Source organism: Ensifer sp. GW823-FHT05D09 (assembly GCF_058795755.1).
In genome coordinates this window covers 111,663-136,425 of sequence record NZ_JBXAIA010000007.1, presented here as the reverse complement: position 1 = coordinate 136,425, position 24,763 = coordinate 111,663, and the positions used below count along the sequence as shown (strand labels likewise).

Genomic DNA, 24,763 nt, shown 5'->3' with positions numbered 1-24,763 from the left:
ATTTAACGGGCGCGAATGCGCGGATCGACGAGCGGAGCGAGAATGTCTGCAAGCAAATTGCCGAGCACGATCGCGAGCGCCGAGACGAGCGTCACCCCCATGATGATTGGAATGTCGACCTGCTGGATCGCCTGCCAGGCGAGCTGGCCGATGCCGGGCCAGCCATAGACGGCCTCGACCACGACGACGCCGCTCATGAACTGGCCGATATCGATGCCGATCATGGCGATGATCGGCAGCAGCGCGTTCGGCAGTGCATGACGAAAGATGATGCGCGCCGACGACAGGCCCTTTGCCCGGGCAGTGCGGACATAATCCTGGTTGAGCACGTCGATCATCGCCGAGCGCACCATGCGCGCATACCAGCCGGCACCGAGAACACCGAGCGTCAGCGCCGGCAGCACCACATGCGCCGGCGTGCCGAAGCCGCTCATTGGAAACCAGGCGAGCGTGACAGCGAAGACGTAGAGCAGCAAGAGTGCCGCCACGAACTGCGGCGCCGAGACGCCAACGAAGGACGCCATCATCACGGCGCGGTCGACGAAGCCGCCGCGACGGACGGCCGCGAGCACGCCGAGGAACACGCCGAGCACCACCTCGACGGCGATACCCGCCGCCATCAGGATCAGCGTCGCCGGCAGCCGGGCGGCGATCAGCGCGCCGACATCGGTCTTCTGCGCGTAGGACCGGCCGAGGTCGCCCTGAAACAGGCCCTGCAGATAGCTCCAGAACTGCACGAGCAAGGGCTGGTCGAGGCCGAGTTCTCGCCGGATGTTGGCGACCGTCTGCGCCGTGGCGCTGCGGCCGGCGATCATGCGGGCGGGATCCGCGGGAAGCGCATAGAGCAGCAGGAAGGTGATGGCGGCAACGCCTAAGAGAATGAGCGCGGTCTGCACCAGACGGCGAAGCAGCAGGAAAACCATCTCAGCCCCTCCCCCGCTGCGTCGGGTCGAGTATGTCGCGAAGCGCATCGCCGACCAGATTGAAGGAGAGCGCGGTCTGCACCAGACGGCGAAGCAGCAGGAAAACCATCTCAGCCCCTCCCCCGCTGCGTCGGGTCGAGTATGTCGCGAAGCGCATCGCCGACCAGATTGAAGGAGAGCGCGGTCAAAAGGATGACGGCACCGGGGATGAAGACCAGCCAGGGAGCGGCCTGAAAATAGCTCTGGCTTTCGAAGATGATATTGCCCCAGGACGGTGTCGGCGGCTGCACGCCGATGCCGAGAAAGGAGAGCGTCGCTTCGAGCAGAACGGTCGTGGCGATGCCGAGCGTTCCCCAGACGATCGCCGTCGGGATCAGATGCGGCAGGATGTGATGAAAGAGGATGCGGCCATGCCCGGCGCCAAGCGAGCGCTCGGCCAGGATGAAGTCGCGCTCCACCAGCCCACGCGTTTCGGTGTAGACGATGCGCGCCACCTGCACCCAGTTGACGAGCGCGATCACCATGGCGACGATCCAGAGACTGGGGCGCAACAATGCTGCGAGAACGATGGCCAAGAGCAACGCCGGAAAGGCCATCATCAGATCGGTGAAGCGCATCAGCGCGCCGCCGACGATGCCGCGCATATAGCCGGAGAGAATGCCGATCAGCAGCCCGATCGTCACGGCGATGCCGTTGGCGACGAGACCGATGACGAGCGAGGTGCGCGCGCCGTAGAGAAGCCGGGAGAACAGATCGCGCCCGAGCGTGTCGGTGCCGAGCAGGAACTGCGCGCTCGGCGGCAGCGGCGCGCCCTCCAGCGTCAACCCGTCGAACATCTGCTCATCCGGACTATAGGGCGCGATCAGCGGCGCGGCGATCGCAAGGAACACCACAAGGGCAACGACGATCAGGCCGAACAATGCTGCCGGCTGGCGGACCATGGCTTTCAATGCCTGCATCAGCCCGCCTCCGGCAGCGGCTCGGCGCCGCCCACGATCGAGGCAGCGACCTGCTCCATCGACAGCCGCCGCTGCATGGCGCAGTTGCGCAGGATCCGGTAAGCCTGCTCCTCATCCAGCTTGCGGGCTTGGCTGATTTTCTGCACAGCGGCATGGACCAGCGGGCGCATGCGAACCCGCTCTTCCAGATGGGCGATCTTCTCCACGACGGCCTGGCGCTCGCGATGGATGGCAAGCGCCATGACCAGCGCGGGATAGACCGCCGACGAGGCTAGCGGCTTGGCGATGATGGCGGAGGCACCCTGATCCATCGCCCAGGCGACACGGCCGGGAGCTTCAGACCCAAGCAGGGCAACGAGGGGTCGCGGCGCGCGTTCGTCGGTCCATGGCAACAGTCCGGTCCAGCCCTGATCGGCGTCGACCAGAATGAGATCGGGCAGATGGTCGGCGGCAAGCGGCGTCCACTGCACAAGGACGTGGAAACCGAAGAGCTTCAGCTGGCGAGTGAGCCGCTCGGTCGTTGCATCCTCGCGATGGAGGATCGTGGCACGCCAGCCGGCAAAGTTGGGTGTTTCCCTCATGAGACGATCCGGAGCTGGGGTGGCTTGCGCGTGCGACGACCCGTCAGATACGGATCGGCAACGATGGCGGGCTCGGAAGCGATGATATCGAAGCCACCCTCGTCATTGATGCGCCCAAGGTGGAAGGGAAGTGCCGCGTGGCGGGTTTCGGCATCGATCCGCAGCGGGCCGAGAACGGTCGAGCGCGGCGCCGCACAAAGCAGGCGGGACACCACGGCCGGATCGTCGGTGCCGGCATCGATGATTGCCTCGGCACAGAGCTTGACGGCGGCATAGGCACTGGCAAAGACGCTGGAAATCCGACGCGAAGCGCCGAACCGCGCGCTCACTTCAGCCTTGAATGCCGCATTTTCGGCGGAACTTACCGTGTCGAAATAGGCGGCGGCACAGAGCTGGCCGGTCGCCACGCCGAGGCCGATGTCGATGAGCTCGCATTCCTGCAGATCGCAGCTGACGACCGGGCAGTTTTCAGGGCGGAAGGCGGGATCGCGTTCGCCGAGCGCCCGGATCGCGGCGTGCAAGGCATAGCTCGACGGGCCGACGAGATTGTTGAGGATGAAGCTCGGCCGCCGCTGCTCGATCTCGGCGACGATACGCTCGACCGCGGTTTCCTCGAGCGGCAGATAGCGCTCGCCGAGCACCGATCCGCCCGCCTCTTCGATCAGCTCGCGCGCGAGCCGGTTCATTTCCCAGCCCCAGACATAGTTGGCACCGACGAGATAGGGCCGGCGACCAAAGCGCGGCAAGAGATAGTCGAGCAACGGCAGCAGATGCTGGTTCGGGCAGCCGCCGGTGTAAATGACGTTGTCGTTGGCCTCGAAACCCTCATAGGGGCACATGTACCAGAGCAGCCCGTCATGCTTTTCGACGAGCGGAATGACCTCCTTGCGCGCCAGCGACGTGATCGTGCCGACGATGTGCCGGCAGCCCTGATCGCGCAGCAGCGTGCGCGCGCCTTCGAGGTACTGATCGATATTGGCGTGCGGGTCGACGAAGACAGGCTCGATGCGGCCGGGGTGGCGCGCCGCAATCTCTTCGATCGCCAACTCGGCGCCATCGCGGCAGTCGCGGCCCATCGTCCCGTAGGGGCCGGTTGTCGAATACAGGATACCGATCTTCACCGCGTCACGCATGGACCTGCCAAAAACCAAAAACCCCATGACGCGTTTCCCATCGGAGATGGGGCATCATGGGGCGAAACTGCCCGTCGACCATAAGGGTCATGTGAAAAGGACTGAGCTGCTCATTCCGTAGACAAGATTAAGATACGGGCAATGGACCTCTGTCAAGCAAGGATTGACAAGGATGCGGCACCCCGTGCGCAAGTTTACACATCCGAACGAACTGAGCGCAGCAACAAAGGGTGGCGTCGTACTGCCTGCCGCCGGCGAAAAGCAATGCATCGCCACGGGCAACCGGCCCGCAAGCGGGCCTGTCTAATCCGATTGAAGGCCTAGAACTTCCGGCTGATGGCGATCTTGAAGTTCCGCCCGGGCATCGCTGAGATACCGTCGCTGAGATAGGGCTCGTAGTATTTGTCGAAGATGTTGTCGACCGCCAGGTGCACTTCGCCGCCCTCCATCAGCCCGGATGTCGGTGTCCAGTCGAGGAACAGGCCGTGCACCGCATATCCCGCGCTCGGCGGACGGGCGTAGGTCTGTCCGCCCTGATTGTAGGGCGTGCGGTTCTGGTCGTCGACGAAGGTTCCCGTCCAGCCAAAGGCAAGGTCCTGGTCCGGTACCTTGATCCCGGCGGTGGCGATCACGGTCAGGGGTGCAAGATCGTTGATGTAGGTGTCGGGACCCCAGGCATTGTTGACGGCACCCGTGCGCTGACCCGTCATCCAGGAGACGCCGAGGTCGGCGAACATTCGCTCGGTCTCATAGTGCGATTGCAGCTCGATACCGCGGATATCGTAGGACGGGGTGTTCCAGTAAAACGGGACGTTGTCTGGAGCGCCGACAAAGTTGGCCGTGCCGAAACGACGCGTCACCGGATTGGAGACGTGGTTGTTGTAGGCCGAGATCCGCGTCGACAGAATATCGTCCGCTGTCAGCACGTCATTGAAGCTCATGTCGACGCCGATGTTGAACGTGCTGTTGCGCTCGACGTCGAGATCGCGGCTGGTGCCTGACGCTTTTGTCAGCACGCTTTGCGTCGAATAGATCTCGTCGATGTTGGGAACCCGCATCGCATAGGCCCAATCGGCAAAGAACCGGACCGAGGGCGTTGCTTCCCACGAGAGGCTGATTGCCGGCGTCACGCCCTGATGCGAGACGGCCGAATAGTCGTGTCCGGCCAGCGGATTGTTGAAGCGTGGTGCTTCATTCGGCACGCCCTTGGAGCGCACGTGATCGTAGCGAAGGCCCGGCGTCACGGTCAATGTGTCGGTGAGTTCGATCCTGTCGCGAACGAAGGCGGCAAACGTCTTCTGCGTGCCCTCAGGCATGAACCAGGGGGCATAATAGCCGTAATTGTACTGCGCCTGGGTGCGGTTGGCGATGTCGTACATCCAGATGTCGCGGTCATGGTTGAAGTACTGGACGCCGTAGTTGAGGCTGTGCGACAGGCCGCCAAGCGTGAAGTTGGAGGTGTTTTCGGCCTCGAACTTGATGTCGGTATAGGCGGCATCGTTCTCATAGCCGCCGACGGATGCGCTGGGGTTGAGCCCGAGAATATCGGGCCGTGTCGCGTGCTGGCTGGTCGATGAGAAGCTTGCCATCATACGGTAGTTCACCAGCTCGCTGTCGCCGGTGTAGCTGTAATTCAGCGTCGAAGTGAAATCCTCGATCTCGCGCCAGGTGAGAAGGCGGCGCATCGCTTCCTTGTAGCCGTAGCGGGTGATGTTGAAATCCGATGGCGCCGACTGGCCGCGGATGGCGGCCACTGGGCCCCAATTGTCGTTCTGGCCATAGGCGACCGTGCCCCTGATCTCGTGACCGTCGTATTCGGCACCGACATTGGCGAGCACGGTCGTGAGCTTCGAATTGGAATAGTTGTAGATCTCGCCGCCGCCGACGCGCATGTCGTCGCTCTTGCGCCACGTTGCCGCGAGAAGGCCATCATAGGTCACCGGACCGCCGAAATCCGACTTGCCGTAGAGCGCGCCGGTTTCGAGAAACTGCTTGTTGGCGCTCTGGAAGCCGGACTTGGCCCACACACCCCACTCTTCGCCCGGTCGCAGCATGTCGGTCGCGCCCTTGGTTTCCATCAGCACGGTGCCGCCGAAGCCGCCGTTGCCGTAACGCACCGAGGTCGCGCCTTTTTCGATCTCGACGCGCTTGAGCAATTCGGGCTCGATGAAGACCGTTCCCTGGTCGTATTTCTCAAAATTCTTCGGTGCGCCGTCGAGGATGATCCTGACGTCGGACTGCCGGGCGAAGCCGCGAATGGCAATCGTCTGCCCTTCGATGCGCACTCCACCGCCCAGCGACACGCCGGGGGTTTTCTGCAGCAATTCCGGCAGGCTCGAGGCTTGCGCCCTCTCGATGTCTTCGGCATCGAGGATGGCGACATTCGGCGCCCGATCGCCGCGATTGGCATCGCCGCGCACGACGATCGGCGCGAGCTTGGTCCCGTCGGCGTCGACCGGCTCGGAGGTTTCGGTGGCGCCCATGAGCTTTACCGTCGACCCGCCGACGAAGCGATAGCGGACGCCGGTTCCACTCAGCAACCGCGAGAGCGCCTCATCCGCCGTCATCTCACCGGAAAGACCAGATGCGCTGACCCCTGACGCAACCGAGCTGTCGAACACGACCTGCAGCTTGAGTTGGCTCGCGAGGCGGTTGACGGCGGCGGTCAGCTTGCCGGCCGGCACATCGACATGATGCACCGAGGCATCCTGGGCAAGCGCACCCGTGGCCGTAAAGGCAAACACCGTACCTGCCATCAGCAGGTTGAAAATTCCGGAGTGGCGGCGTCCGCCGGTCGCATTCGAATATGGCATGATGGTCCCAGACAATGAAGGATGGCCGAGAAGAGGCCGGGTCTGGTTTCTGGACGAACGAGGTCCCGATACAGGGACACCTCGCGTCCGATTTTTTTAGCGCAGGATCGTGACGTAGGGTCCGATCCGGGTGACCTTGATGTCGAAGGCTTCGGCAAGACCCTGCAACGCCCTGACCGGATCGGAGAGATCGAAGCTGCCGGAGACACGTCTGGCGCCGACCGCGGCATCGGCGATCAGGATTTTGCCCGGGATGTAACGACCGATTTCCTCGACGACGGACGCGATGGTGCGCCCGTCGAAGACGAGACGCCCGTCGCGCCATGCGGCCGCCAACAGCGGATCAACCGGCTTGATGTCGCCGAGCCTGCCTTCATGATTGTAACTCACCTGTTCGTTGACCTCGACGCGGCTTGGCGATGTCACGCGGTCTGTCGCAACCGACACCGCGTGCTCCAATACCGTGACGCTGGCCCCGTCGTCGGTGAGGTTGACGTCGAATGCCGTTCCGAGCGCAGTCGTCGTTCCCGCTCCCGCCTCGACGACGAACGGCCTGTCCCTGTCTGTCGCAACCTGAACAAACACCTCGCCACGCAACAGAACGATCCGGCGTTCGCCTGGGGTGAAGTCATAGGCGATGGCCGATTGGGCGTTGAGCTGCAGCGTCGAGCCGTCGTCGAGCCTCAGGGTCGGTCGTTCGCCCTTGCCGGCGATGACGTCGGCGCGCATCCACATTGCGCCGTCGAGTGCGAGAAAGGCGCCGGTGCCGACGATAAGGACGGCGGCAAGCGAGGCGAGGGTCTTTCGACGATTTGCAGGTGCCTGCACCGCCCTCTCGGCAAACTCCGGCTCGCGCCGGATCAACAGCGTGGCGTCGCCGACCGCCCTCTGCGCCCGCGCAAAGATCTCGGCATGGACAGGGTCTTCCGCACGCCACCGCTCGAACGCCAGCTGCAGCTCTTCGTTCGAAGGCTCGCCGTTCAGGAGCACGAGCCAGTCCACCGCCTGCTCACGCGCCCGCTTTTCACGCGTCTTGTGGTTACGATCCGGTGCTTTGCCAGTCGGCGGATGCCGTCTATCAAGCGCCATCACGACACCTCCTCCAGCCGATCCAGGCAATGCAGGTAGGCTTTGCGCAGATGCCGGTCCACCATGTTGCGGCTGATGCCGGTGCGCATCGCAATTTCGTCGGAGCTCAGATTGCCGATCCGATTGGCGAGAAAAACGCGCCGTCTTTGCAGCGACATCTCCATGATCGCCGTTTTCAGAATCTGCAGCCTGCGGCGAAGGTCGATATTGGCATCGGGAGCGGCGATATCGCTCGCGACGGCAAGCGCCTCGTCTTCGCTGCCGGAGAAAAGCTTGAGTTCGAAGCGGTCGCGGCGCAGCCGGTCGATGCCGAGATTGGCGCAAGCGCGACGCAGAAACGCACGCAAGGACGATTTGCCCTCAAGCGAAGTGCGTCGGTCCACCAGCCGCACATAGAGTTCGTGAACGACGTCGTTTGCTGTTGCCGACGCATGGCCGCGCTGCCGCGTCATCGTGCAAAGCTCGTCGTAGTAAGCCACGATCGCATCGTCGAGCATCAAATGCGAAGCTGATTTCTCTGACATGTCTGTTTTCAGGACGGATCCGGACCGGCCGGCGGGAAGAGGATGGATGGCAATGCGCCGACAGAAGGCCGGCCGCGGCGTTCATTAGCGCGTCCGTGCAACGCACACAACAAATATGAGCTAAAAACTCATCTTTATCGCATTACGGCCGCGCGGACCTCCCCTCCGTCTGAATGGTGCAGCATTCGAGCCGAAAACCGTCTCGACGAAGGTCCGTCAGTCGTCCTGCACCACGGTCGCCTGACCGGTCGAAACGGATGGCCCTGCCCTGGGCGGGGCACAGCGCCTTACGCTTTCCTTATGCCCAAGCCGCATCTTACCAAGCGATTTTCTATGGGCGGTCGGATTAGGCTTTCTGCGGGTACGGCGTTCTTGGATGACCCGCGGTGCAGCGAAATGACGAACGAGCGCAATCTTGAGCGCTGTTGCCATGCTCATGCCGCTTTCACGTGACTTCAGACGGCCGCCTTCTCTTTACCCGGCACGCATGCCCGAAACGGTGCCTCGAAGAGCAAACGAAAAACCTACGACGAGTATCACGCGATGAAGATCAGAAGCACATTCAAGCTCGCTGCGAAGCAAAGCCGGAACTTGCCCACCGAGTATTTCATCCTGGCGAATGTGCGCTTCGAAGGGCAGGTCGTCGGATACCTCGCCGGGCGGCCCATCCGCGAAACGGTAACCGACGGCAGCGGGCTTCGGTATCGGTTCGTCGGCGTGGCCGCGCGCAACGCTGGTGGCGGACCGGACGTGCAGTCGCTGCGGCAGGGCGAGTGGATCGTCCAGCCGGGACTTGTCTATGCCATCATCGACGACGCTCCCGCCAACCGGGCCGCCTGACGCCGACCGCGTGGCGCAACGCTCGAAGACGACCGCAATGTCTATGTAATCTTGGCAGATTAGCTCCGGGGCAGACAATTCGAACCCGGGATCGAACATGCCCTTTTGCAACGCGCGCGGCGTCTTCGCCGCCATCGCCACCACCACAGCCTTCGCTCTCACCGGCTGTGCTTCCACCGAAATGAAGAATTATATCGGCCAGCCGGTGGAATCGGTCATCATCGACTACGGTCCGCCCTCGGCGGTTCTCGATCTCGGCTGGGATCAGCGCGCCTACCAGTGGCGCAAGATCTCCACCAACGTTGTCTCCGGTTCGACCAGCGGCGAGATACGCGACACGCGGCGCGGCCAACGTTATGAAGAATACGTAACGCCCGGCTATGTTGAGGAGCAGGAATGCTTCTATACATTCTACGCCCGCCAGCAGGGCGGCCGCTGGTACGTCACCAATTTCCGTCAACCAAAGCTCGAATGCGAGTGAGCACTTCAACTCCGCTTTGATTTGAGAAATGATGCATTCGGCACCACGGCCACCGGCCGTCCGGAGCCGTAATCAGGAGAGATCGGCATGCGCATCTTGCTGCTAGAGGACGAGCCCGAAATGGCATCGGCCCTGAAGACCGCGCTCGAGCGTCGACAGGTGATCGTCGATCATGTTTCCACGCTCGCGGATGCCGAGGCCGTGGTCGAGCTCTGGTCCTATGATGTGATCGTGCTCGATCGCCGCCTGCCCGACGGTGAGGGCCTGAGCCTTATTCCGAAGCTGCGCGCGTTGCGCGTCGAGGCGCCGATCATGATGCTGACGGCGCTCGGCACCATCAACGACCGCGTCACCGGGCTCGATGGTGGCGCCGACGACTATCTCGCCAAGCCGTTTGCAGTCGAGGAGCTGATGGCGCGGCTTCGGGCACTCGGCCGCCGTCCCGTCACGCTCAAGTCCGACCAGATCCTGGTCGGCCGCCTGACCTATGATTTCCGCCATCGCGAGGCTGTTGTCGACGACAAGCCGCTTGATCTGTTGCGGCGGGAAAGGTTGGCACTGGAGGCGTTGATGCGCCGGCCGGGCCGCACCGTCTTGCGCGCAACCCTGGAAGATTCCGTCTACGCGATGGAAGATGAGATCGATTCCAACGCGCTTGATTCCCATCTCTCGAGGTTGAGGCGAAAGCTCGAGGAGGTTGCAGCCGGTGTCGAGATCAGGGCAATCCGCAACCTCGGCTACCTGTTGCGCGCCACGGCATGAAAAAATCTCGCCCACGCTCGCTTCAATGGGTGCTGGTGCGCCGCCTCATTTTGCTGCAGGCGGCGTCGTTCGTCGCCTTGATCGCCCTCTTGGTTGCGATCCTGATGATTGCCCAGCCTCGCCTGATCATCGACAACGAGGCGGCGATAAAGCACCTGTCTGAGGCCATGGCCCGCGATGAGAACGGCGGCTTGCTGGTGCGCGACACCGAGGAACTGCGTGCGTTTCGGGAGGATTTTCCCAATCTCTGGTTCGTGATCCGCGACACTGATGGACATGTGGTCCAGCAGGGAAGCGTTCCGCAGGCGTACGAAGCGGTTGGCGGCGAACTCTTGAAGAACATCGGTCGTGCAACCTTGCGGTTCGACGAGGGCGACCGGAGGCCGGAAGCAGCACTTGCCAATGTCGACACCGACGTCGGCCGGGTGCAGATTCTTACCTCTTCGATCTCGTCGCGCGACGAGAACGACGGGCTCGAAGTCGAGATCAGCGTCAATGCCGACATGGCAAAGGATGCCGACGGCAATCCTGATTGGCTGCGCGTGCTGCCGGTCCTGGCACTCCTTGTGCTTTGCCTGCTGCTGCCGATCATTGTGGTTATGGGGGTCGCCACACTGGTCACGACGCCGGCTGTCGTTCGACGGTCGCTTGCCGGTCTCGTTGCGACGGCCGATCAGGCCGGGAGGATCGATATCGACAATCGCGCGGTGCAGCTGGAAACGGCCCAGGTTCCGACCGAAATCGCGCCGATGGTACATGCCTTCAACAACGCGCTTTCCCGTCTGGACGAAGGTTACGACCAACGCAATCGCTTCCTGACCGACGCGGCGCACGAACTGCGCACGCCGATCGCCATCCTTCGCACGCGCGCCGAATTGCTGCAGGAAGATCCGCAGAGCGCACGGCTGAGGAAGGATATCGAGCGGCTATCGCATCTGGCGCAACAACTTCTGGAACGCCAGGTGCTCGAGCACAGCACCGGCAGCCGTGAGATCGTTGACCTCGTTGCCCTGGCCAAAACGCTTGCCGCCGATTTCGCGCCTCTTGCTTTCGAAGCCGGCTACGAACTGGCCTTCGAGGCGAATGCGACGAAACCGGTGCCGATCAGCGTTCATGTGCAGCAGATTGAACAGGCCGTTGCCAACCTCCTGCGCAATGCCGTCGAGCATGGTGGCAACCGCGGAACCATAACCGTTCTGGTCGACGCGCGGGGCGGCATCGAGGTTCATGATGACGGTCCCGGCATTCCCCACGACGAACGGGAGCGCGTCTTCGAACCGTTCTACCGTTTGCGCCCGCGTTCGAGTGGTGCCGGCCTCGGTCTCAATCTCGCCCGTGAGATTGCCCGGCTGCATGGCGGCCGCATCGACATCCTTTACGGCTCCTGGTCCGGCGCGCGGATAAGGCTGCAATTGCCGGTTCTCGACATCGATCATCCGGCGATCCTGTCGACCGCCAGCGCTTGAACCGGCACCGACGACCTCTCAACTTTTCAGATCACTTTTCGCCCTGGCCCTTATCAACGGCCGGCTGATGGTCCACATATGTCTCGGCGTTTCACGGTCGGCTTTCCCGGGAGTTCCCGTTTCGACAGCAGCAAGGACCGTCAGAACAGAGTGGAGAATTGCGATGCAGGCTTCATCCCAGGCCATGACAGGAGAACTGGAAGGAAGCGGCGGCCTGCCAACAGAGAGCAGAAAGATTCTCGATTGGCTGGTCACCGAGACCCGCGACCAGCGCTTCATTGACAATATCTTCGTGGATTTGTGCGAGCGGCTGGTGCAGGCGGGCGTGCCGCTTGCGCGCGCGACGTTGCACTTCCGGATCCATCATCCGCAATGGCTCGGTGCCCGCATCCTCTGGCGCAAGGGACAATCGGAGGCGGACATCCGCATGTACGATTATGGCGTCGAAGACACGTCGCAATATCTCAACAGCCCGCTCTATGCGATCAACACTGGCGCCAGCCAGGTTCGAAAGAATCTCGAGGCGCCGACCGATGACGAAATCCCGAACTCGCTTTACGACGAGTTGCGCGCAGACGGTCTAACCGAATACATCGCCTTGCCGCTCGAACATACGCTGGGCAAGCGCCATGTCGTCACCTTCGCCAGTGATCGGACGGGTGGTTTCGAGACGGCCCATCTCGAAACGCTTAAAGGCTTGCTGCCGGTTCTGGCACTTGTCAGCGAAATCCGATTGAAGAACCGGATGGCGCGAACGTTGCTTGAAACCTATGTCGGGCCGCATGCAAGCGAACAGATCCTTGCCGGCGCGACCACACGCGGAAGCGGTGTCACCGTCAGCGCCGCGATCCTGATCTGCGACCTTCGCGACTTCACCAAGCTCTCCGATCTCTGGCCACGGGATGACGTGATCGAGCTTCTCAACGGCTATTTCGACGCCATGTCCGAGCCGATCGAGCGGCATGGCGGCGAGATCCTGAAATTCATGGGCGATGGCCTGCTGGCGATTTTTCCGCTCAGCAATGCCCAAGCCAGTGAAAACCTCCTGCAGGCCATCGGCGAAGCGGAGGTCGCCATCGCCACCTTAAACCAGGAGAACGTGGCGAAAGGACGCGAAGCGCTGGGCTACGGGATCGGCGTTCACGTCGGCGACGTGATGTATGGCAATATCGGTTCGCGCCGTCGGCTCGACTTCACGGTGATCGGGCCGGCCGTCAATATCGCATCGCGGCTGGAAAGCCTGACCAAGCAGGCGAAGCGTCCTGTGCTGTTGTCGCGCGCCTTTGTCGAACTGGCGGGACGCACCCGCGAAATGGAGCATCTGGGCGCCTTTGCCGTGAAGGGACTCGATGACCCGATCGACGTCTTCGCATTTTCGTCCGGCACCGCTCAAGCGGCGGAATGATCAGATGGAGGCCGACGGCCTGCGTAATGAACGACAGCAGTCGTTTACGCCAGACGCTCGCCCACCCGGCGCGCGACGGTCTGCGCCATGGTTTTCAGGTGGTCCGCGGCGGAATAGCCGGAGATCGTCTTGCGCGGCTTGAGATCGTGATCCCCGTCCTCCAGCCATAGGATCTCTATTGCGCCAGAGAGCCGATATCCAGGAACCTCCTCGCGCGTGCCAAATTCGTCGCGCGTGCCCTGGACGATCAACGTCGGCGTCTTCAGATCTTCCAGGTGCTTGGTGCGCAGCTGCTCTGGCTTTCCCGGCGGGTGGAAGGGATAGCCAAGACAAAGCAGGCCGATGATTTTCCCCTCGGCATAGAGCTCATCTGCAATCATGCTGGCGACGCGCCCGCCCATTGATTTGCCACCGATCAGCAACGCGCCGGCTGCGCCAAGGGCATCTACCGCCGCCTTGAACTCCGGATTGAGCGTTTCGGCACGTGGTGGCGGCTTGCGGCCACCGGATCGGCGCGCTGCCATATAGTCGAATTCGAATCGCGCGACCCGAAAGCCTTCGGCGGCAAGCGCTTTGGCACAGGCGGTCATCGATGCGGAATCCATCGGCGCGCCGGCGCCGTGCGCAAGCAGGATGGTCACGGCTGCATTCTCCGGTCCATCAAACAGCATGATCTTTTCCATCTCGTCACCTTCCGCCGGCGAAATTCAGCCTGGCATCAAACCCGGCACAAGCGACCGTTCTTCACCCGGCTCTCGCCAGCCGCTTGAGCGCATTCTTCTGGATCGCCGCAGGTTCAGAAGAACGCTCCAAGGACACCAGCACTTTGATTCTCGGCCATATTTCGGCCCTCAGTCCTTCCACTTGAAGGCGGACCGCTCTAGCCGAGCGGGCTTGGCGCGAATTGCGCCACCAGCTCATGCCTGTCGCCGGGATAGGTCAATCGAACATGGGTTACCGGTGCACGGCCGCTCCAGGTGCGGCGCTCGATCACAAGGCAAGCAGCACCGCTCGAAATGGCGAGTGCCTGCGCCGCACCGCGCCCTGCCCCAACGGCCCGGATGCGATGCTCGGCCGTGCTCCACGGCACCTTGCCCAGCAACCACGAACCGGGCGCTGACGTTTCGAAGAGTTCCGTTTCGGCTTCGGGAACGGCTGCGAGGCTGATCAGCCGCTCCTCGAAACAGAAAGGCCGGCCGCCGGCGAAGTGCCGGCACGTGATCTCGATCAGTCTTGCAGACGGCGGCAGGTCGAGACGACCCGCATCCCTGCTCTCGGCCTTGCGGATATTGCGTTCGTCGAGCTGGAAACTGTACTCCAACCCGAGGGATTGAACCTCCAGCTTGACGTCATGGATTTCCATCACCGCCGATTGCACATGGGGAAAGGTGACGTAGCTCCCGGACTTGCGTCGACGCTCGATCAGTCCGCGCTTGACCAGCTCGGTCAGCGCCTTGTTCACGGTCATGCGCGAGCAGCCGTATTGTTCGGTCAATTCATGTTCGAACGGGATACGGTGGCCCGGCGGCCACGCGCCGGAGAGAATATGACCTTCGACCTCTCCGAGGATTCTCTGGTGCAACGAAAGCGACTGCGTTTGGTTGCCTGTTTCGTCGGCTGGCTGATCGCTCGAAATGTTGGCATCCTCGGTGGTTTTCTCTCGCCGGCAAGCTTAACCGTTTCCCAGCGCTGCGACAGCCCTCCCCTTGCCCTTTCCTGCTTTTCCACCATAGCTTCGCTGACAAGCGGCCTCGCCGAGCCGATAGGCGTCGTTTGACGCATCGGCCCATCAGCACTTCCCGTGCTCGCATCGCCACGAGCGCATGACGGTGGCAGGTCGTTGCGGGCCGTCGGTGACGTCATCGCATCGACCAGCATGGCCCGGCCGCCGTCGATTGAAAAGGATCCAGCATAACATATTGTAATTATTTGATTTATCACTGAAATCAGGCAGCAACCTGACCACCGAATACACCGGGTGTGTGTCGCCGCGATCCGGCTTGCGTCTCAAGCGAAGGAGTTATGGCCATAAGGTTGCGCAGCGTTGACAGCTGTCAACCACTGGCTCCTCGTTTGGTCATATTGTCAGCTCGGTGACCGTGCCTAGCCTATGACGGCATCTGCTTTCCCGCGTTTCGCGGGAACACGTCCTGGATCGCGGGCTGCTTTCGAAAAGCAGCGAGACCGCCGATCACCGTTCAGGCATGCGACCTCAGTGTCTGTACCTGTGTCAGTAAAACAGGTGCCACGGGGTCAGAAAGGCCCGAGCCCATTCCTGTTCGCGCTCGCGCTCACGATCGTCCGCAGGCTCGCGCGGCGTCAACTCGACGCGTGGCTTAACCGCCTGCACGACCGCTTTCGGTGCTGGAGGCTCAAGGTAGCCAAGCGTCATCCCGCCGAGATAGAACATGTTGCATCCCTTCCAGTCCGCCTGACATCATCGTCATCGCATCACGATCTTGCCACAATCCAGCCCCCTGTCAATAGTCGACTAAATCCATATTCTAATAGCGTGAATTACAGGCGTCTCGGGTTATGCAGCCGCGGCGGTGTCGCGGCCTCCACTCGGACCTTAAACACCTGGTCCGATGACGCCCGTGGCGGTGCTATTGTGGGGCAGTGGAATCGGTCCGCAAGGACAGCTCTCCGAGAGCCATCACCAGAGTTGTCCGCGGACAACAGATGATCTCTCCGGCGCGTTCACCGGTGCGTGGAGCAGTTATACAGGCGTTCGGCTATCCATTTGTACATTCACACCGAATCGGATCATAGTGCATCTGCGCATATTGCCCCGATATGACAATTTTTGCGCAGTTTTTGGAGAACTCGATGTTGCAGCATAAAATCCATGGCCTCGATGTGCAGGAGCATTTACCCACGCTCCTGGCTGCCGATGCCTTGGAACTCGCGCATCAGCTCCAGCAGCATCAGAAGAAGATCTTCCCGCCGCAAATGCAAAAGACGTTGCGTCTTTTCAGCCCGGCCGAGGCCGCTGCCTTTATCGGAATCGGCGAAGGCTATCTGCGCCAGATCGCTTCAGAGGGCCATGGCCCCGAGCCGTTGTCAAACGGCCGGCGCATGTATGCGGTCTCCGATATCGAGCGCATTCGACGTGTTCTGGACGAAGGCGGCAAGTCGGGCAAATACGTACCGCATCGTCGCGGTGACGAGAGACTGCAAGTCATCTCAGTCATGAACTTCAAGGGTGGATCGGCCAAAACAACGACCTCGGCACATCTTGCGCAATATCTGGCGCTTAGGGGCTATCGGACGCTTGCAATCGATCTCGATCCGCAGGCCTCGCTTTCGGCGCTCTTCGGCCACCAGCCGGAGCTGGACGTCGGTGAATCCGAAACGCTGTACGGCGCCATTCGCTACGAAAACCCGCGGCCAATCGCCGAGATCGTCCGCTCGACCCACATGCCCAACCTTCATCTGGTCCCCGGCAACCTTGAACTCATGGAGTTCGAGCACGAGACGCCAAAGGCGATGACCAGCGGCTCAGCCGAAACCATGTTTTTCGCGCGGATCGGCGATGTGCTTGCCGATATCGAGAGTTTTTACGACATCGTCATCATCGATTGCCCGCCGCAGCTCGGTTTTCTCACCATGTCGGCGCTGTGCGCTGCGACATCAGTGTTGATTACCGTGCATCCGCAGATGCTCGACGTCATGTCCATGTCCCAGTTTCTCTCGATGACCAGCGAGTTGATGCGCGTCGTCGAAGATGCCGGCGGCCGAACAAGCTACGACTGGATGCGCTATCTCGTGACCCGGTTCGAGCCGAACGACGGTCCGCAAAGCCAGATGACCGGCTTTATGCGATCCATCTTCGGCAACCGAATGCTGCACAACGCCATGGTCAAATCGACAGCCGTTTCCGACGCCGGCGTAACAAAGCAAACGCTCTATGAGGTCGAGCGGTCGCAGTTTGTCCGCGGCACCTACGACCGCGCAATGGATTCCCTGACGCTCGTCAATGGCGAGATCGAGGACCTGCTGCGCAAAGTGTGGGGAAGGAAGTAAACCGTGGCCCGCAAGAACCTCATCGGTGTTTCAGACAACCACTTCGCAGACGGCGAAGACGACCGCCCGCTGGCTGGTCGGCCAATCGTCGGCCTTAGTCCCGGCCAGCGGCCCTCGAGCCCGATCGGCGGCATTACGCGCTCGCTTTCGAATATTACGCAGAAGGTAGAGCGCGCACAGGAGCTGGAGCGCCAGCTCGCCGAAGGTCTGGCAATTATCGAGCTCGATCCCGCACTCGTCGATGCTTCCTTTGTCGCTGATCGTCTTGGCGTTGCAGCCGAAGCCGAGCAGTCGCTTCTTCAGCAGATCCGGGATCACGGACAACAGGTTCCGATCCTGGTTCGCCCGCATCCGAGCGAGGATGGGCGCTACCAGGTGGCCTATGGCCATCGTCGCCTTACCGCCATGCGAGAGCTCGGCAGTAAAGTCAGGGCTGTCGTTCGTGATCTCAGCGACGAGCAGTTGGTGATCTCGCAAGGCCAGGAAAACAACGCGCGCACCGACCTCTCGTTTATCGAGCGCTCGCTGTTTGCCGCGCGCCTGGAGGATCGAGAGTTTTCGCGTGATGTCATCATGTCTTCGCTGGGCGTCGACAAGGCTGCCCTGTCGAAGATGATCGCCATCGTGCGCCGCCTTCCCGTCGACCTCATCGAGGCAATCGGCGCAGCACCATCCATCGGGCGGCGGCGCTGGACCGAACTCGCCGATCTCGTGGCCAATGACGACAAGCGCACAGAAGCGCATGGTTACGCCCGCCGCTCGGATTTCCTGGCCCGCGAGAGTGATCAACGTTTCGAGACACTGTTTGCGTTCCTGAGCACCGTAAAGGTCAGGAGCCAAGCGGTTGCATGGGTGGCGCCGGATGATACCCGCCCCGTGCGCATCCGGGAGACAAACAGCGAAACGACGCTTTCCTTCAACAAGAAGGCCGCGCCGGGTTTTGCAGATTTCGTGAGGCAGAGGCTCAAATCTCTGTACCTCGAATATCAAGAGGAAACAGGAGACTAACAGAGCAAAAGAAAAAGGCTTCCGAACGACTAGCGCTGCGGAAACCCTTCTCTCGTGTAGCAACTAGAGAATCCCATTTCCGCGAATCACTGTCAAGCGTTTTTAACGTCGTTTCGGCGAACGAACTTCTTTTGCCTTTGAAAAGGTGAAGAAAGATGGAGCGTGGAAATGTGACGACGCCCTTTGGGCGGCGCGCGATGACGATTGGCATGTTCGCAAGCCAAGTCGTCGCGAGCGAAATCGATTCGCATCAGTCGATCGATAAATGGAAACTGTTTCGGACCGTCTGCGAAGCAAAGGCAATCGTCGGCGTATCCGACCGTGCCTTGGCCGTGCTGAATGCATTGCTAAGCTTCTATCCGAAGCTCGAGCTGACCTGCGGCAAAGGCCTGGTGGTTTTCCCGTCAAACAACCAACTGGCGTTGCGCACGCACGGCATGGCCGGTACGACCTTGCGCCGTCATTTGGCAGCCTTGGTGGAAGCAGGCCTTATCCTCCGCAAAGACAGTCCCAATGGCAAACGCTACGCCCGTCGAGACACAAAGGGGTCGATCGGCGACGCCTTCGGATTCGATCTCTCTCCGCTGCTCGCACGCGCCCGCGAACTGCAAACAGCAGCAGCTGACGTCGCGCTTGCCCGCCAGGAGACACAGCTCGCCCGTGAGCGTCTCAGCCTTTGCCGTCGCGACCTCTTCAAGCTCATCGAAGTCCTGCGCGAAACCGATCCTGCGTCCGATTGCGACAGCCTGCAACAGCGTTACCTGCTCGCAGTCGAGCACCTACCAAGGAAACCAACGCTTGCTGAAATCGAACACGTGCTCAGCCAACTCGACCTATTGCGCGCAGACGTACTCAACCAATTGGAAAAACTGATAAATTTACAAAAACTGGCCACCAATGATAGCCAAAATGGCTGCCACATACAGAGTTCACATCCAGACTCTTCTACTGAATCTGAACGGGGCTTGGGACATGAAACGCAGGCAGGTTTGAGATCGAACAGCGGAAACAGCGTTCTCATCGAGGAAACGCTGATCAACGACACCCTGGCGACCGACCTTCGCGTCAGCCCCCGCCAGATGGCGACTGAACCGGGTCAATCCACACAGGCTTTCCCGCTATCGACGGTGCTGAAGGCGTGCCCTGACATCGTCGATTATGGTCCTGGTGGCGAAATCCGCTCCTGGCGCGACCTGATGACGGCAGCCGTGGTTGTCCGCTCCATGCTGAATGTCAGCCAAGGCGCCCATGACGAAGCTTGCCGCGTGCTCGGCCCGGAAACGGCGGCGGCGGTGCTTGCATGTATTCTGCAGCGCTCGGCGCACATCACGTCGGCTGGCGGTTACCTGCGCGATCTGACCCGCCGCTCACTCCGGAAGGAGTTTGCCATCGGTCCCATGATCATGGCGTTGCTGCGATCTCATCCTGGCAACGTGTCGCTAGCAAGCTGACGTCGAAGCATCGTTCGGTTTTGGAGCAGGTTGACAGCTGTCAACCGATCTTTACCCGCGCCCGGAGTTTAACACGCCGAGCGCATTGTATCTGTCCCGGCGCAGCCATACCTGGCCATCAGACGTCAATCGTTCAGATTGCGCGATAGTAATTGCCTTGCGTTTCGACGAAGGCTGCGCGTAACTTCTCTCTGCGCGCGGTATTAGCGCTGACATGCGTCAACCTCGGGGACGATTATGTATTTCAACAGGATGACATTTAGATCTTCGTTCGTCTCGCTGATGATTTCTCTGGCGGTCGTCGCCTCACCGGCGGCTGTTCCCGGTAAAGCAAGCGCTCAAACCAACATCAATATCAACATCGGGGTTGGTACCAGCCTCAACAGCGGTCGTGGCATAACGTGCAGTCAGGGAGAACGGTTGCTCCGTAACCGCGGCTTCCGCGATATTCGTCGGGTCGACTGCCGTGGCCGATTTTTTGTCTATCGCGCATGGCGCGGCAATACCCGCTTCGAAATCGGAGTTCGTCAATTTGACGGCAGGATTGTCGACATGCGGCGTATCGATCGCCGGAGATAGACGGGCTTTACAATGTCCGTGGGTGAGTGTGCCCCATGAGGATCGATCCGGAGGCATGGCCATTTGACGTCACGGCCACCATCCGGCCTCGGCGAGTAGTTGGGGGGCATATCAATAATCCCAGCCCTCGCTGACCCTGAGGGGCAAGTTGGATGGCATACTTTTCGCTATTCCGCCGAGTCTGCAGCCGTTAAACAACGCAATGCGGCTCTGGTGGATGGATCGGATAAGGCCTTGTCCGGCAAGCGGGACGGCGCTCGAAAGGAAGTTAAATCAGCGATAACTTCCCTCACCCGAAGCCCTGGTCTGCCTATGTCGATCGACGCAAGACAATTGGACTTTTGTACGAGGTGAACTGCATATCAGTCGATTGAGGCTGGATATTCTTTTGCGCCACAAGACCTGCCGTACCGTCTACGTGCGGTGTGAGCCCGGGAGATCTGCGTGCGGTCAAAAGCGCTATGCTATCCTCCGAGATACGAGAGGGCGAAACGATACTGCGGATCTCCACGGGGGTAGACAGTTGGGCTGTGCCTGCCGCAGTCATCCAGCGTGTTGACAGCTGTCAACTCTGCTGGCCGCATCCATCTGGATTTCGACCCAGTGGAACAAGGCTTGGTTCTCCCGTGAATGATCCTGTTTGTCGAAGCAGCAGCGTTCGATTTGGCTGCGGCAATGGCACCATGTGGGCCATCGGATTAGCGCGGCTGGCGGTCAAGTCAGGGTGACGGCGCTCTGGGGCAGCGCACAAGCAAGGGTTCATTGTTCGATTTTGGAGAATGAGAAGCGGGCAAGAACACCATGGCAGCGGTGACATCACACTGAATGTGGGCTGTCTCTTCGGTCGCGTCTGCGGGGGATGGCTTCTGTCCGGACTGACGGGGGGGCCGCCGCCGTCCGCGTACGAGGGTTTCGGTCAACGTCATTGGTATCCCTAGCCATCGGCATGCATTGGGTTCCTTCGTCGCTAAGATTTCCTGAAGTGGGTGTGTGGGCAGGAGTGCGCTATTCTGTGATCTCAGGGTCGGAGGAGGCGCGCCGCATTCGAGATTTTTCGGGCCACAATGGATGCCGTTGACAGCTGTCAACTCGTTGCGGAATAGCAGGGGGGCGTCTGCGAAACGATGCTGTTCGGCACGATGTAGATGCCATGACCTGGCCGCCGGTAGTGGCCGCCCCACCACCTGGCAATGGCTAAGGCGCTTTTGTTGTTCGGCATAGCAGCAACCTTTTGGACTGATGTCAGCGGTCGAAGGCGTCGGCAGTGCCTGTGGCTTTGGCTGAGTGGAGTTGCGCAACGCTTGGCAACGTGGTTGTCAAGGGGGCTCTGATCTCGGGTTATTCTGCGGATGGTTGGAGTGCATCTGAAGTGGTGTGATCACACAACTCCGGTCTCGCCGCCAGCAGTTGACAGCTGTCAACACGAAGTCCTGACGCACCCGTTGCCCTTACCGGCAGGCGAGACAGATCTGTCACTCCGATTGTTGTCTGCTGCCACTCCCGTCCGCTTTGTGCAGAGCGTCAGCCCATCGCTGCCCGATACCCTTCCTGCCGCTTTCAGAGCTGTTATCGGAATAGAAAGGATGCAGTGTTATCCTGGTGATGTCGGCCGTCTTGCGTTGCGAATGCCCCGTAAGAGCGTACAATGACCTGGTCAAATCGTTCGATTCGAGCCTGATTTGCGCTCAATAGTAACGTTGCGTGGCCAATCTGGCTCTCCGGCTTGATCGACGCAAAAACCCGACGACAATCACTGCACTTTTCGGTAAAAAGACGCATCTTGTGTGTCGGAAGATAACGACCATATTTCTTCCGTTTGCCGAAAATAGCGTGTGATTGTAATGCGATACGATATCCAGAATTCGCTCCTGCAGATGCTCTGTTCTGCGTCCATCGATGCGGAAGACCGCCTCGCGCGGCTGGATGAGCGTGCCGGCCGCCACCCGGTCGCCGAAGGTTTCCGCGAGCGCGGTCAGTTCTTCGATGCCGCCAGCGCGCTCTGGGTTGCGGGCGAACTCGTCCACGTCGAGGACCTCGTGCTGCATGATGCGCATATGGATGCCCGCGCACCGACGCACGAGTTGACGATTGCCCACGCGATCCTGCGGACGCGCCGAAGGATCTGGCTGTCTGATCCGGATTGGGCACTGTCGAACGTCGGTCTCGGGGTGCTTCGGGGCGAGCAGGTTGGTGCCGGGACTGCGTTGCTCGATGCGGACCGGGGGCATTCGACTGAGGCGGAGGAGGAAGAGGACGCCGCCATTGACGACGATGCCGGCGACAACCCGCTATCCCTCGAACTCGCCGAGATCGACGCGGCGATCGAACGGTCGCAACGCCTGCTTGACGAACAGGCGGGTGAACCCGGCGAAGGCGGATTTGGCGGAACGGAACGCCCGTCCGCGCCGGAGCCCAAGGGCCAGCTGGGATTGCTTTTCGATGACGAGTGGGATGAGGGCGCACGGCTCGAGGCATGGCGGTCGCTGATCCCGGCGGCGGATCGGTTGCCGGCCTGCCTTGGTGCCGCGATGCTTTTCGATGCGTGGGAACAGATCGAGCCGCTTCGCAGGCAGCATTGGCTCGGAGGGTTGCTCGTCGGTGCTTACCTGCGCGCGCGCGGCAAGGTAACGTCGCATTTGCTCTGCTTCAACACCGGCCTGAAGACAATCCGCCACGAGCGACGCCGGTCGAAAGAGCAAGAGGTTCGGCTGAGGGCTTTTCTCGAAGCTCTGGTTCTCACGGGAGACCTTGGTCTCAAGGAACTGGACCGGCTGTTCCTTGCCAAGACCCAGATGGAAATGCGCGTGCGCCACCGCCGATCAAACAGCAGCCTGCCGAGCCTGATTGAGCTTCTGCTGTCCCGGCCGATCGTATCCGCCGGGCTTGTCGCGCGGCATGTGGGCGTCACCCAGAGGGGAGCGCTGAACCTGGTTCGCGAACTCGGCGCCAAGGAGATGACGGGCAGGGGGCGGTACCGCGGTTGGGGCATACTGTAGCCGACCGCAGCGTCGGCAACCATTGCCGATGATGATATTGGGTCTCGCCAAATTTTGCAGGCGGCAGGTCTCGCCCGCTACGACGGCGTTTCAGATGTAAACCACAATCGACGACGGCAAGGAGGCGGGGCCGGATCACCGACGCTGCCGCCGGTCCGGATCGGCAACTGTTGCGCCGGCACGATCTGGCGACCGGTTTCGACCCGCTTGGCCGCAATGATCGAGTTCGGCCTCCGGCTACCCGACGACTAACCGAGCAGATTGCGGATCGTGCGCATAAAGGCACGGGCACCCACCGCGATCAGGGCGTCGGGAAAGTCGTAGTCGGGATTGTGCAGGCGAGGGTGGTCCTCTCCCGCCCCCAGGAAGAACATGGCTGAGGGGGCAACGCGGCCGAACAGGCCGAAGTCCTCCGATCCCTTCATCGGCAGCGCCGTAGCGCCTCTGTCATGGCTGATCTCTTCGTCGACAAGCGCGCGACGCAGTTCGTCGACGGCCGCCGGCGCATTGCTGCATTGATGGAAGATGTCCTCGTAGTTGATCGACGATACCAGTCCTGCGGCCTCCGCATGGCTACGGACAAGCGTTTCAGCGCTCTCTACCAGGCCGGTCATCCGCACGTCCGTCAGCGTGCGCAAGGTCGCCCAGATCTCGGCGCGGCCGGGGCTGATGCCGAAGGCGGGTTCGCCAAGGCGCGCATGGGTCACGGTTACCAGCGTGAAGTCGGCATCGAGGCGGCCGCCGGCGCCCAGGCCGGTCAACTCCTCCAAAAGCCTGGCCATGGCGAACGTCGGGGCGATGCCATCCTCCGGGCAGGAGGCATGCGACGTCTTGCCGGAAAGCACGATCTTCATGCCGCGCGAGGCACAATTGACCGGACCTTCCGCCAGGGCGACGTGCCCCAGCGGCAGGCCGGGAAAGTTATGCAGCGAAAACACGAAGTCCGGTTTCAGCGCTTCGAATTTCGGGTCGGCCAACACGGCGGCAGCCCCAGCTCCATTCTCTTCGGCCGGTTGGAAAAGCAGGATGGCCCGTCCGCGTGCCGGTCTCCTGTGAGAGAGACCTTTCGCAAGTGCGATCAGGATAGCCGTGTGGCCGTCATGTCCGCAGAGGTGTCCCTTGCCGGCGAATTCGGATCGGTGTGGCAGGGATGAAAGTTCTTCGATCGGCAGGGCATCGAGTTCGGCGCGGATCATGACGGTCGGACCGTCGGTCGCTCCTTGATAGACGGCCGCTACCCCGTGTCCGCCAAGGCTGGTGACGATCGCGTCCGGTTCGCTTGGCCGCAGCGCTTGGGCCACCGTCCTGGCTGTCTCGGCCTCCTGGCCGGATAGCTCCGGCCTGCGGTGAAGTTCGCGCCGAAACGCGGTGATCTCGTCCAGTTCGCCACCATTCAAAAACATGCCCAACATCCCAAACTAGAAAATCGACCCCGTGGCGCGCCGACGAGCGAGCCTCGATCCCGGCAGCGAATGTGAAGTGGCGTTTCGGCTCTGTCCAGAGCATCCCGTTCTTCAGGTGGAATCACGAAAGGGGGATAGGACGCTCCAGCCATGAAGGTGAGATTGAAGGAAGGGTGCGTCGACGACGTCGTCGAAGGGATACCGCCATCTCGTCATTCGCGACCGCGGGCCGCAGCGGGTGCGCCATAGCGTCTGGATCGCGACCGAGCAGCGGTTGTCGGGGCAGCCACAAATCGACCTCCATCCGGGCGGCCCGCATGCACT

The 24,763-nt window shown here is 61.3% G+C and carries 22 protein-coding genes; 11 read left to right on the top strand and 11 right to left on the bottom strand.

The genetic code is table 11. The features are described from left to right. Positions 1-2 precede the first annotated feature (2 nt). The 7 genes from AC1Q80_RS20145 to AC1Q80_RS20115 form a co-directional block, all read right to left on the bottom strand. Entirely contained in the window at positions 3-923 is a 921-nt protein-coding gene (locus tag AC1Q80_RS20145; protein ID WP_209788838.1) for an ABC transporter permease, read from the bottom strand. 110 nt (positions 924-1,033) lie between these two features. Beyond that, complete coding sequence (locus AC1Q80_RS20140) at positions 1,034-1,882, bottom strand: ABC transporter permease (RefSeq protein WP_173421261.1); 849 nt, start codon at positions 1,880-1,882, stop codon at positions 1,034-1,036. Then, positions 1,882-2,463, bottom strand: a complete 582-nt coding sequence (locus AC1Q80_RS20135; protein WP_492361582.1) for an ANTAR domain-containing response regulator — start codon at positions 2,461-2,463, stop codon at positions 1,882-1,884. The genes AC1Q80_RS20140 and AC1Q80_RS20135 overlap by 1 nt, the downstream gene beginning before the upstream one ends. Continuing rightward, positions 2,460-3,596 (bottom strand): transporter substrate-binding protein, encoded by a 1,137-nt coding sequence (locus tag AC1Q80_RS20130; protein ID WP_209788831.1) that lies wholly within the window; start codon positions 3,594-3,596, stop codon positions 2,460-2,462. The genes AC1Q80_RS20135 and AC1Q80_RS20130 overlap by 4 nt, the downstream gene beginning before the upstream one ends. Positions 3,597-3,916: 320 nt before the next feature. Further along, positions 3,917-6,409, bottom strand: coding sequence for a TonB-dependent receptor (locus AC1Q80_RS20125; RefSeq protein WP_492361581.1), 2,493 nt, complete (start codon positions 6,407-6,409; stop codon positions 3,917-3,919). 96 nt (positions 6,410-6,505) lie between these two features. Continuing rightward, on the bottom strand, positions 6,506-7,498 hold the full coding sequence (locus AC1Q80_RS20120; RefSeq protein ID WP_492361580.1) for a FecR family protein: 993 nt from the start codon (positions 7,496-7,498) through the stop codon (positions 6,506-6,508). Next, positions 7,498-8,022: an RNA polymerase sigma factor gene (locus AC1Q80_RS20115; protein ID WP_492361579.1), complete on the bottom strand. Its 525-nt coding sequence runs from the start codon at positions 8,020-8,022 to the stop codon at positions 7,498-7,500. The genes AC1Q80_RS20120 and AC1Q80_RS20115 overlap by 1 nt, the downstream gene beginning before the upstream one ends. Positions 8,023-8,565: 543 nt before the next feature. Here AC1Q80_RS20115 and AC1Q80_RS20110 point away from each other — a divergent pair. From AC1Q80_RS20110 to AC1Q80_RS20090, 5 genes are all read left to right on the top strand, one after another. Next, positions 8,566-8,862, top strand: a complete 297-nt coding sequence (locus tag AC1Q80_RS20110) for a hypothetical protein (protein WP_209788822.1) — start codon at positions 8,566-8,568, stop codon at positions 8,860-8,862. A gap of 97 nt (positions 8,863-8,959) precedes the next feature. Next, entirely contained in the window at positions 8,960-9,343 is a 384-nt protein-coding gene (locus AC1Q80_RS20105; protein ID WP_209788820.1) for a hypothetical protein, read from the top strand. 87 nt (positions 9,344-9,430) lie between these two features. Beyond that, a complete protein-coding gene (locus AC1Q80_RS20100) occupies positions 9,431-10,105 on the top strand; it encodes a response regulator (RefSeq protein WP_173421255.1) in 675 nt (224 codons plus the stop codon). Further along, positions 10,102-11,571, top strand: coding sequence for a sensor histidine kinase (locus tag AC1Q80_RS20095; RefSeq protein ID WP_492361578.1), 1,470 nt, complete (start codon positions 10,102-10,104; stop codon positions 11,569-11,571). Before AC1Q80_RS20100 ends, AC1Q80_RS20095 begins: the two co-directional genes overlap by 4 nt. 163 nt (positions 11,572-11,734) lie before the next feature. Further along, a complete protein-coding gene (locus tag AC1Q80_RS20090) occupies positions 11,735-12,976 on the top strand; it encodes an adenylate/guanylate cyclase domain-containing protein (RefSeq protein ID WP_173421253.1) in 1,242 nt (413 codons plus the stop codon). 44 nt (positions 12,977-13,020) lie between these two features. Here AC1Q80_RS20090 and AC1Q80_RS20085 read toward each other — a convergent pair whose 3' ends face one another. Both AC1Q80_RS20085 and hutC read right to left on the bottom strand, forming a co-directional pair. Further along, a complete protein-coding gene (locus AC1Q80_RS20085) occupies positions 13,021-13,659 on the bottom strand; it encodes an alpha/beta hydrolase family protein (RefSeq protein ID WP_173421252.1) in 639 nt (212 codons plus the stop codon). Between the two features lie 197 nt (positions 13,660-13,856). Continuing rightward, on the bottom strand, positions 13,857-14,612 hold the full coding sequence (hutC, locus tag AC1Q80_RS20080) for a histidine utilization transcriptional repressor HutC (RefSeq protein ID WP_173422210.1): 756 nt from the start codon (positions 14,610-14,612) through the stop codon (positions 13,857-13,859). Here hutC and AC1Q80_RS20075 point away from each other — a divergent pair. Next, on the top strand, positions 14,523-14,753 hold the full coding sequence (locus tag AC1Q80_RS20075; RefSeq protein WP_173421251.1) for a hypothetical protein: 231 nt from the start codon (positions 14,523-14,525) through the stop codon (positions 14,751-14,753). The two genes, hutC and AC1Q80_RS20075, sit on opposite strands and share 90 nt — an antisense overlap. 453 nt (positions 14,754-15,206) lie before the next feature. On the opposite strand, the gene AC1Q80_RS20070 is transcribed toward AC1Q80_RS20075, so the two are convergent. After that, positions 15,207-15,386: a hypothetical protein gene (locus AC1Q80_RS20070; protein WP_492361577.1), complete on the bottom strand. Its 180-nt coding sequence runs from the start codon at positions 15,384-15,386 to the stop codon at positions 15,207-15,209. A gap of 419 nt (positions 15,387-15,805) precedes the next feature. On the opposite strand from AC1Q80_RS20070, the gene repA reads away from it, so the two are divergent. The 5 genes from repA (at position 15,806) to AC1Q80_RS20045 (ending at position 23,036) form a co-directional block, all read left to right on the top strand. Beyond that, positions 15,806-17,002 carry a plasmid partitioning protein RepA gene (gene repA, locus AC1Q80_RS20065; RefSeq protein ID WP_173421249.1) on the top strand — a complete coding sequence of 399 codons (1,197 nt, stop codon included), beginning with the start codon at positions 15,806-15,808 and terminating at the stop codon, positions 17,000-17,002. A 3-nt stretch (positions 17,003-17,005) separates the two neighbouring features. Further along, complete coding sequence (gene repB, locus AC1Q80_RS20060; protein WP_492361576.1) at positions 17,006-18,010, top strand: plasmid partitioning protein RepB; 1,005 nt, start codon at positions 17,006-17,008, stop codon at positions 18,008-18,010. A gap of 155 nt (positions 18,011-18,165) precedes the next feature. Then, on the top strand, positions 18,166-19,461 hold the full coding sequence (repC, locus tag AC1Q80_RS20055) for a plasmid replication protein RepC (RefSeq protein WP_492361575.1): 1,296 nt from the start codon (positions 18,166-18,168) through the stop codon (positions 19,459-19,461). 237 nt (positions 19,462-19,698) lie between these two features. Continuing rightward, complete coding sequence (locus tag AC1Q80_RS20050; RefSeq protein WP_492361574.1) at positions 19,699-20,040, top strand: hypothetical protein; 342 nt, start codon at positions 19,699-19,701, stop codon at positions 20,038-20,040. A 1,841-nt stretch (positions 20,041-21,881) separates the two neighbouring features. Continuing rightward, positions 21,882-23,036, top strand: a complete 1,155-nt coding sequence (locus AC1Q80_RS20045) for an RHE_PE00001 family protein (RefSeq protein WP_492361724.1) — start codon at positions 21,882-21,884, stop codon at positions 23,034-23,036. 248 nt (positions 23,037-23,284) lie between these two features. Here the strand turns inward: AC1Q80_RS20045 and AC1Q80_RS20040 are convergent, their stop codons facing one another. After that, a complete protein-coding gene (locus AC1Q80_RS20040; protein WP_492361573.1) occupies positions 23,285-24,439 on the bottom strand; it encodes an amidohydrolase in 1,155 nt (384 codons plus the stop codon). Between the last annotated feature and the right edge of the window lie 324 nt (positions 24,440-24,763).

What these genes read in the sequence shown, in the direction of transcription:
- AC1Q80_RS20145 (WP_209788838.1), bottom strand. Translation starts at nt 923, where the DNA reads ATGGTTTTCCTGCTGCTTCGCCGTCTGGTGCAGACCGCGCTCATTCTC.
- AC1Q80_RS20140 (WP_173421261.1), bottom strand. Translation starts at nt 1,882, where the DNA reads ATGCAGGCATTGAAAGCCATGGTCCGCCAGCCGGCAGCATTGTTCGGC.
- AC1Q80_RS20135 (WP_492361582.1), bottom strand. Translation starts at nt 2,463, where the DNA reads ATGAGGGAAACACCCAACTTTGCCGGCTGGCGTGCCACGATCCTCCAT.
- AC1Q80_RS20130 (WP_209788831.1), bottom strand. Translation starts at nt 3,596, where the DNA reads ATGCGTGACGCGGTGAAGATCGGTATCCTGTATTCGACAACCGGCCCC.
- AC1Q80_RS20125 (WP_492361581.1), bottom strand. Translation starts at nt 6,409, where the DNA reads ATGCCATATTCGAATGCGACCGGCGGACGCCGCCACTCCGGAATTTTC.
- AC1Q80_RS20120 (WP_492361580.1), bottom strand. Translation starts at nt 7,498, where the DNA reads ATGGCGCTTGATAGACGGCATCCGCCGACTGGCAAAGCACCGGATCGT.
- AC1Q80_RS20115 (WP_492361579.1), bottom strand. Translation starts at nt 8,022, where the DNA reads ATGTCAGAGAAATCAGCTTCGCATTTGATGCTCGACGATGCGATCGTG.
- AC1Q80_RS20110 (WP_209788822.1), top strand. Translation starts at nt 8,566, where the DNA reads ATGAAGATCAGAAGCACATTCAAGCTCGCTGCGAAGCAAAGCCGGAAC.
- AC1Q80_RS20105 (WP_209788820.1), top strand. Translation starts at nt 8,960, where the DNA reads ATGCCCTTTTGCAACGCGCGCGGCGTCTTCGCCGCCATCGCCACCACC.
- AC1Q80_RS20100 (WP_173421255.1), top strand. Translation starts at nt 9,431, where the DNA reads ATGCGCATCTTGCTGCTAGAGGACGAGCCCGAAATGGCATCGGCCCTG.
- AC1Q80_RS20095 (WP_492361578.1), top strand. Translation starts at nt 10,102, where the DNA reads ATGAAAAAATCTCGCCCACGCTCGCTTCAATGGGTGCTGGTGCGCCGC.
- AC1Q80_RS20090 (WP_173421253.1), top strand. Translation starts at nt 11,735, where the DNA reads ATGCAGGCTTCATCCCAGGCCATGACAGGAGAACTGGAAGGAAGCGGC.
- AC1Q80_RS20085 (WP_173421252.1), bottom strand. Translation starts at nt 13,659, where the DNA reads ATGGAAAAGATCATGCTGTTTGATGGACCGGAGAATGCAGCCGTGACC.
- AC1Q80_RS20075 (WP_173421251.1), top strand. Translation starts at nt 14,523, where the DNA reads ATGACCTTCGACCTCTCCGAGGATTCTCTGGTGCAACGAAAGCGACTG.
- AC1Q80_RS20070 (WP_492361577.1), bottom strand. Translation starts at nt 15,386, where the DNA reads ATGTTCTATCTCGGCGGGATGACGCTTGGCTACCTTGAGCCTCCAGCA.
- repA (WP_173421249.1), top strand. Translation starts at nt 15,806, where the DNA reads ATGTTGCAGCATAAAATCCATGGCCTCGATGTGCAGGAGCATTTACCC.
- repC (WP_492361575.1), top strand. Translation starts at nt 18,166, where the DNA reads ATGGAGCGTGGAAATGTGACGACGCCCTTTGGGCGGCGCGCGATGACG.
- AC1Q80_RS20050 (WP_492361574.1), top strand. Translation starts at nt 19,699, where the DNA reads ATGTATTTCAACAGGATGACATTTAGATCTTCGTTCGTCTCGCTGATG.
- AC1Q80_RS20045 (WP_492361724.1), top strand. Translation starts at nt 21,882, where the DNA reads ATGCGATACGATATCCAGAATTCGCTCCTGCAGATGCTCTGTTCTGCG.
- AC1Q80_RS20040 (WP_492361573.1), bottom strand. Translation starts at nt 24,439, where the DNA reads ATGTTTTTGAATGGTGGCGAACTGGACGAGATCACCGCGTTTCGGCGC.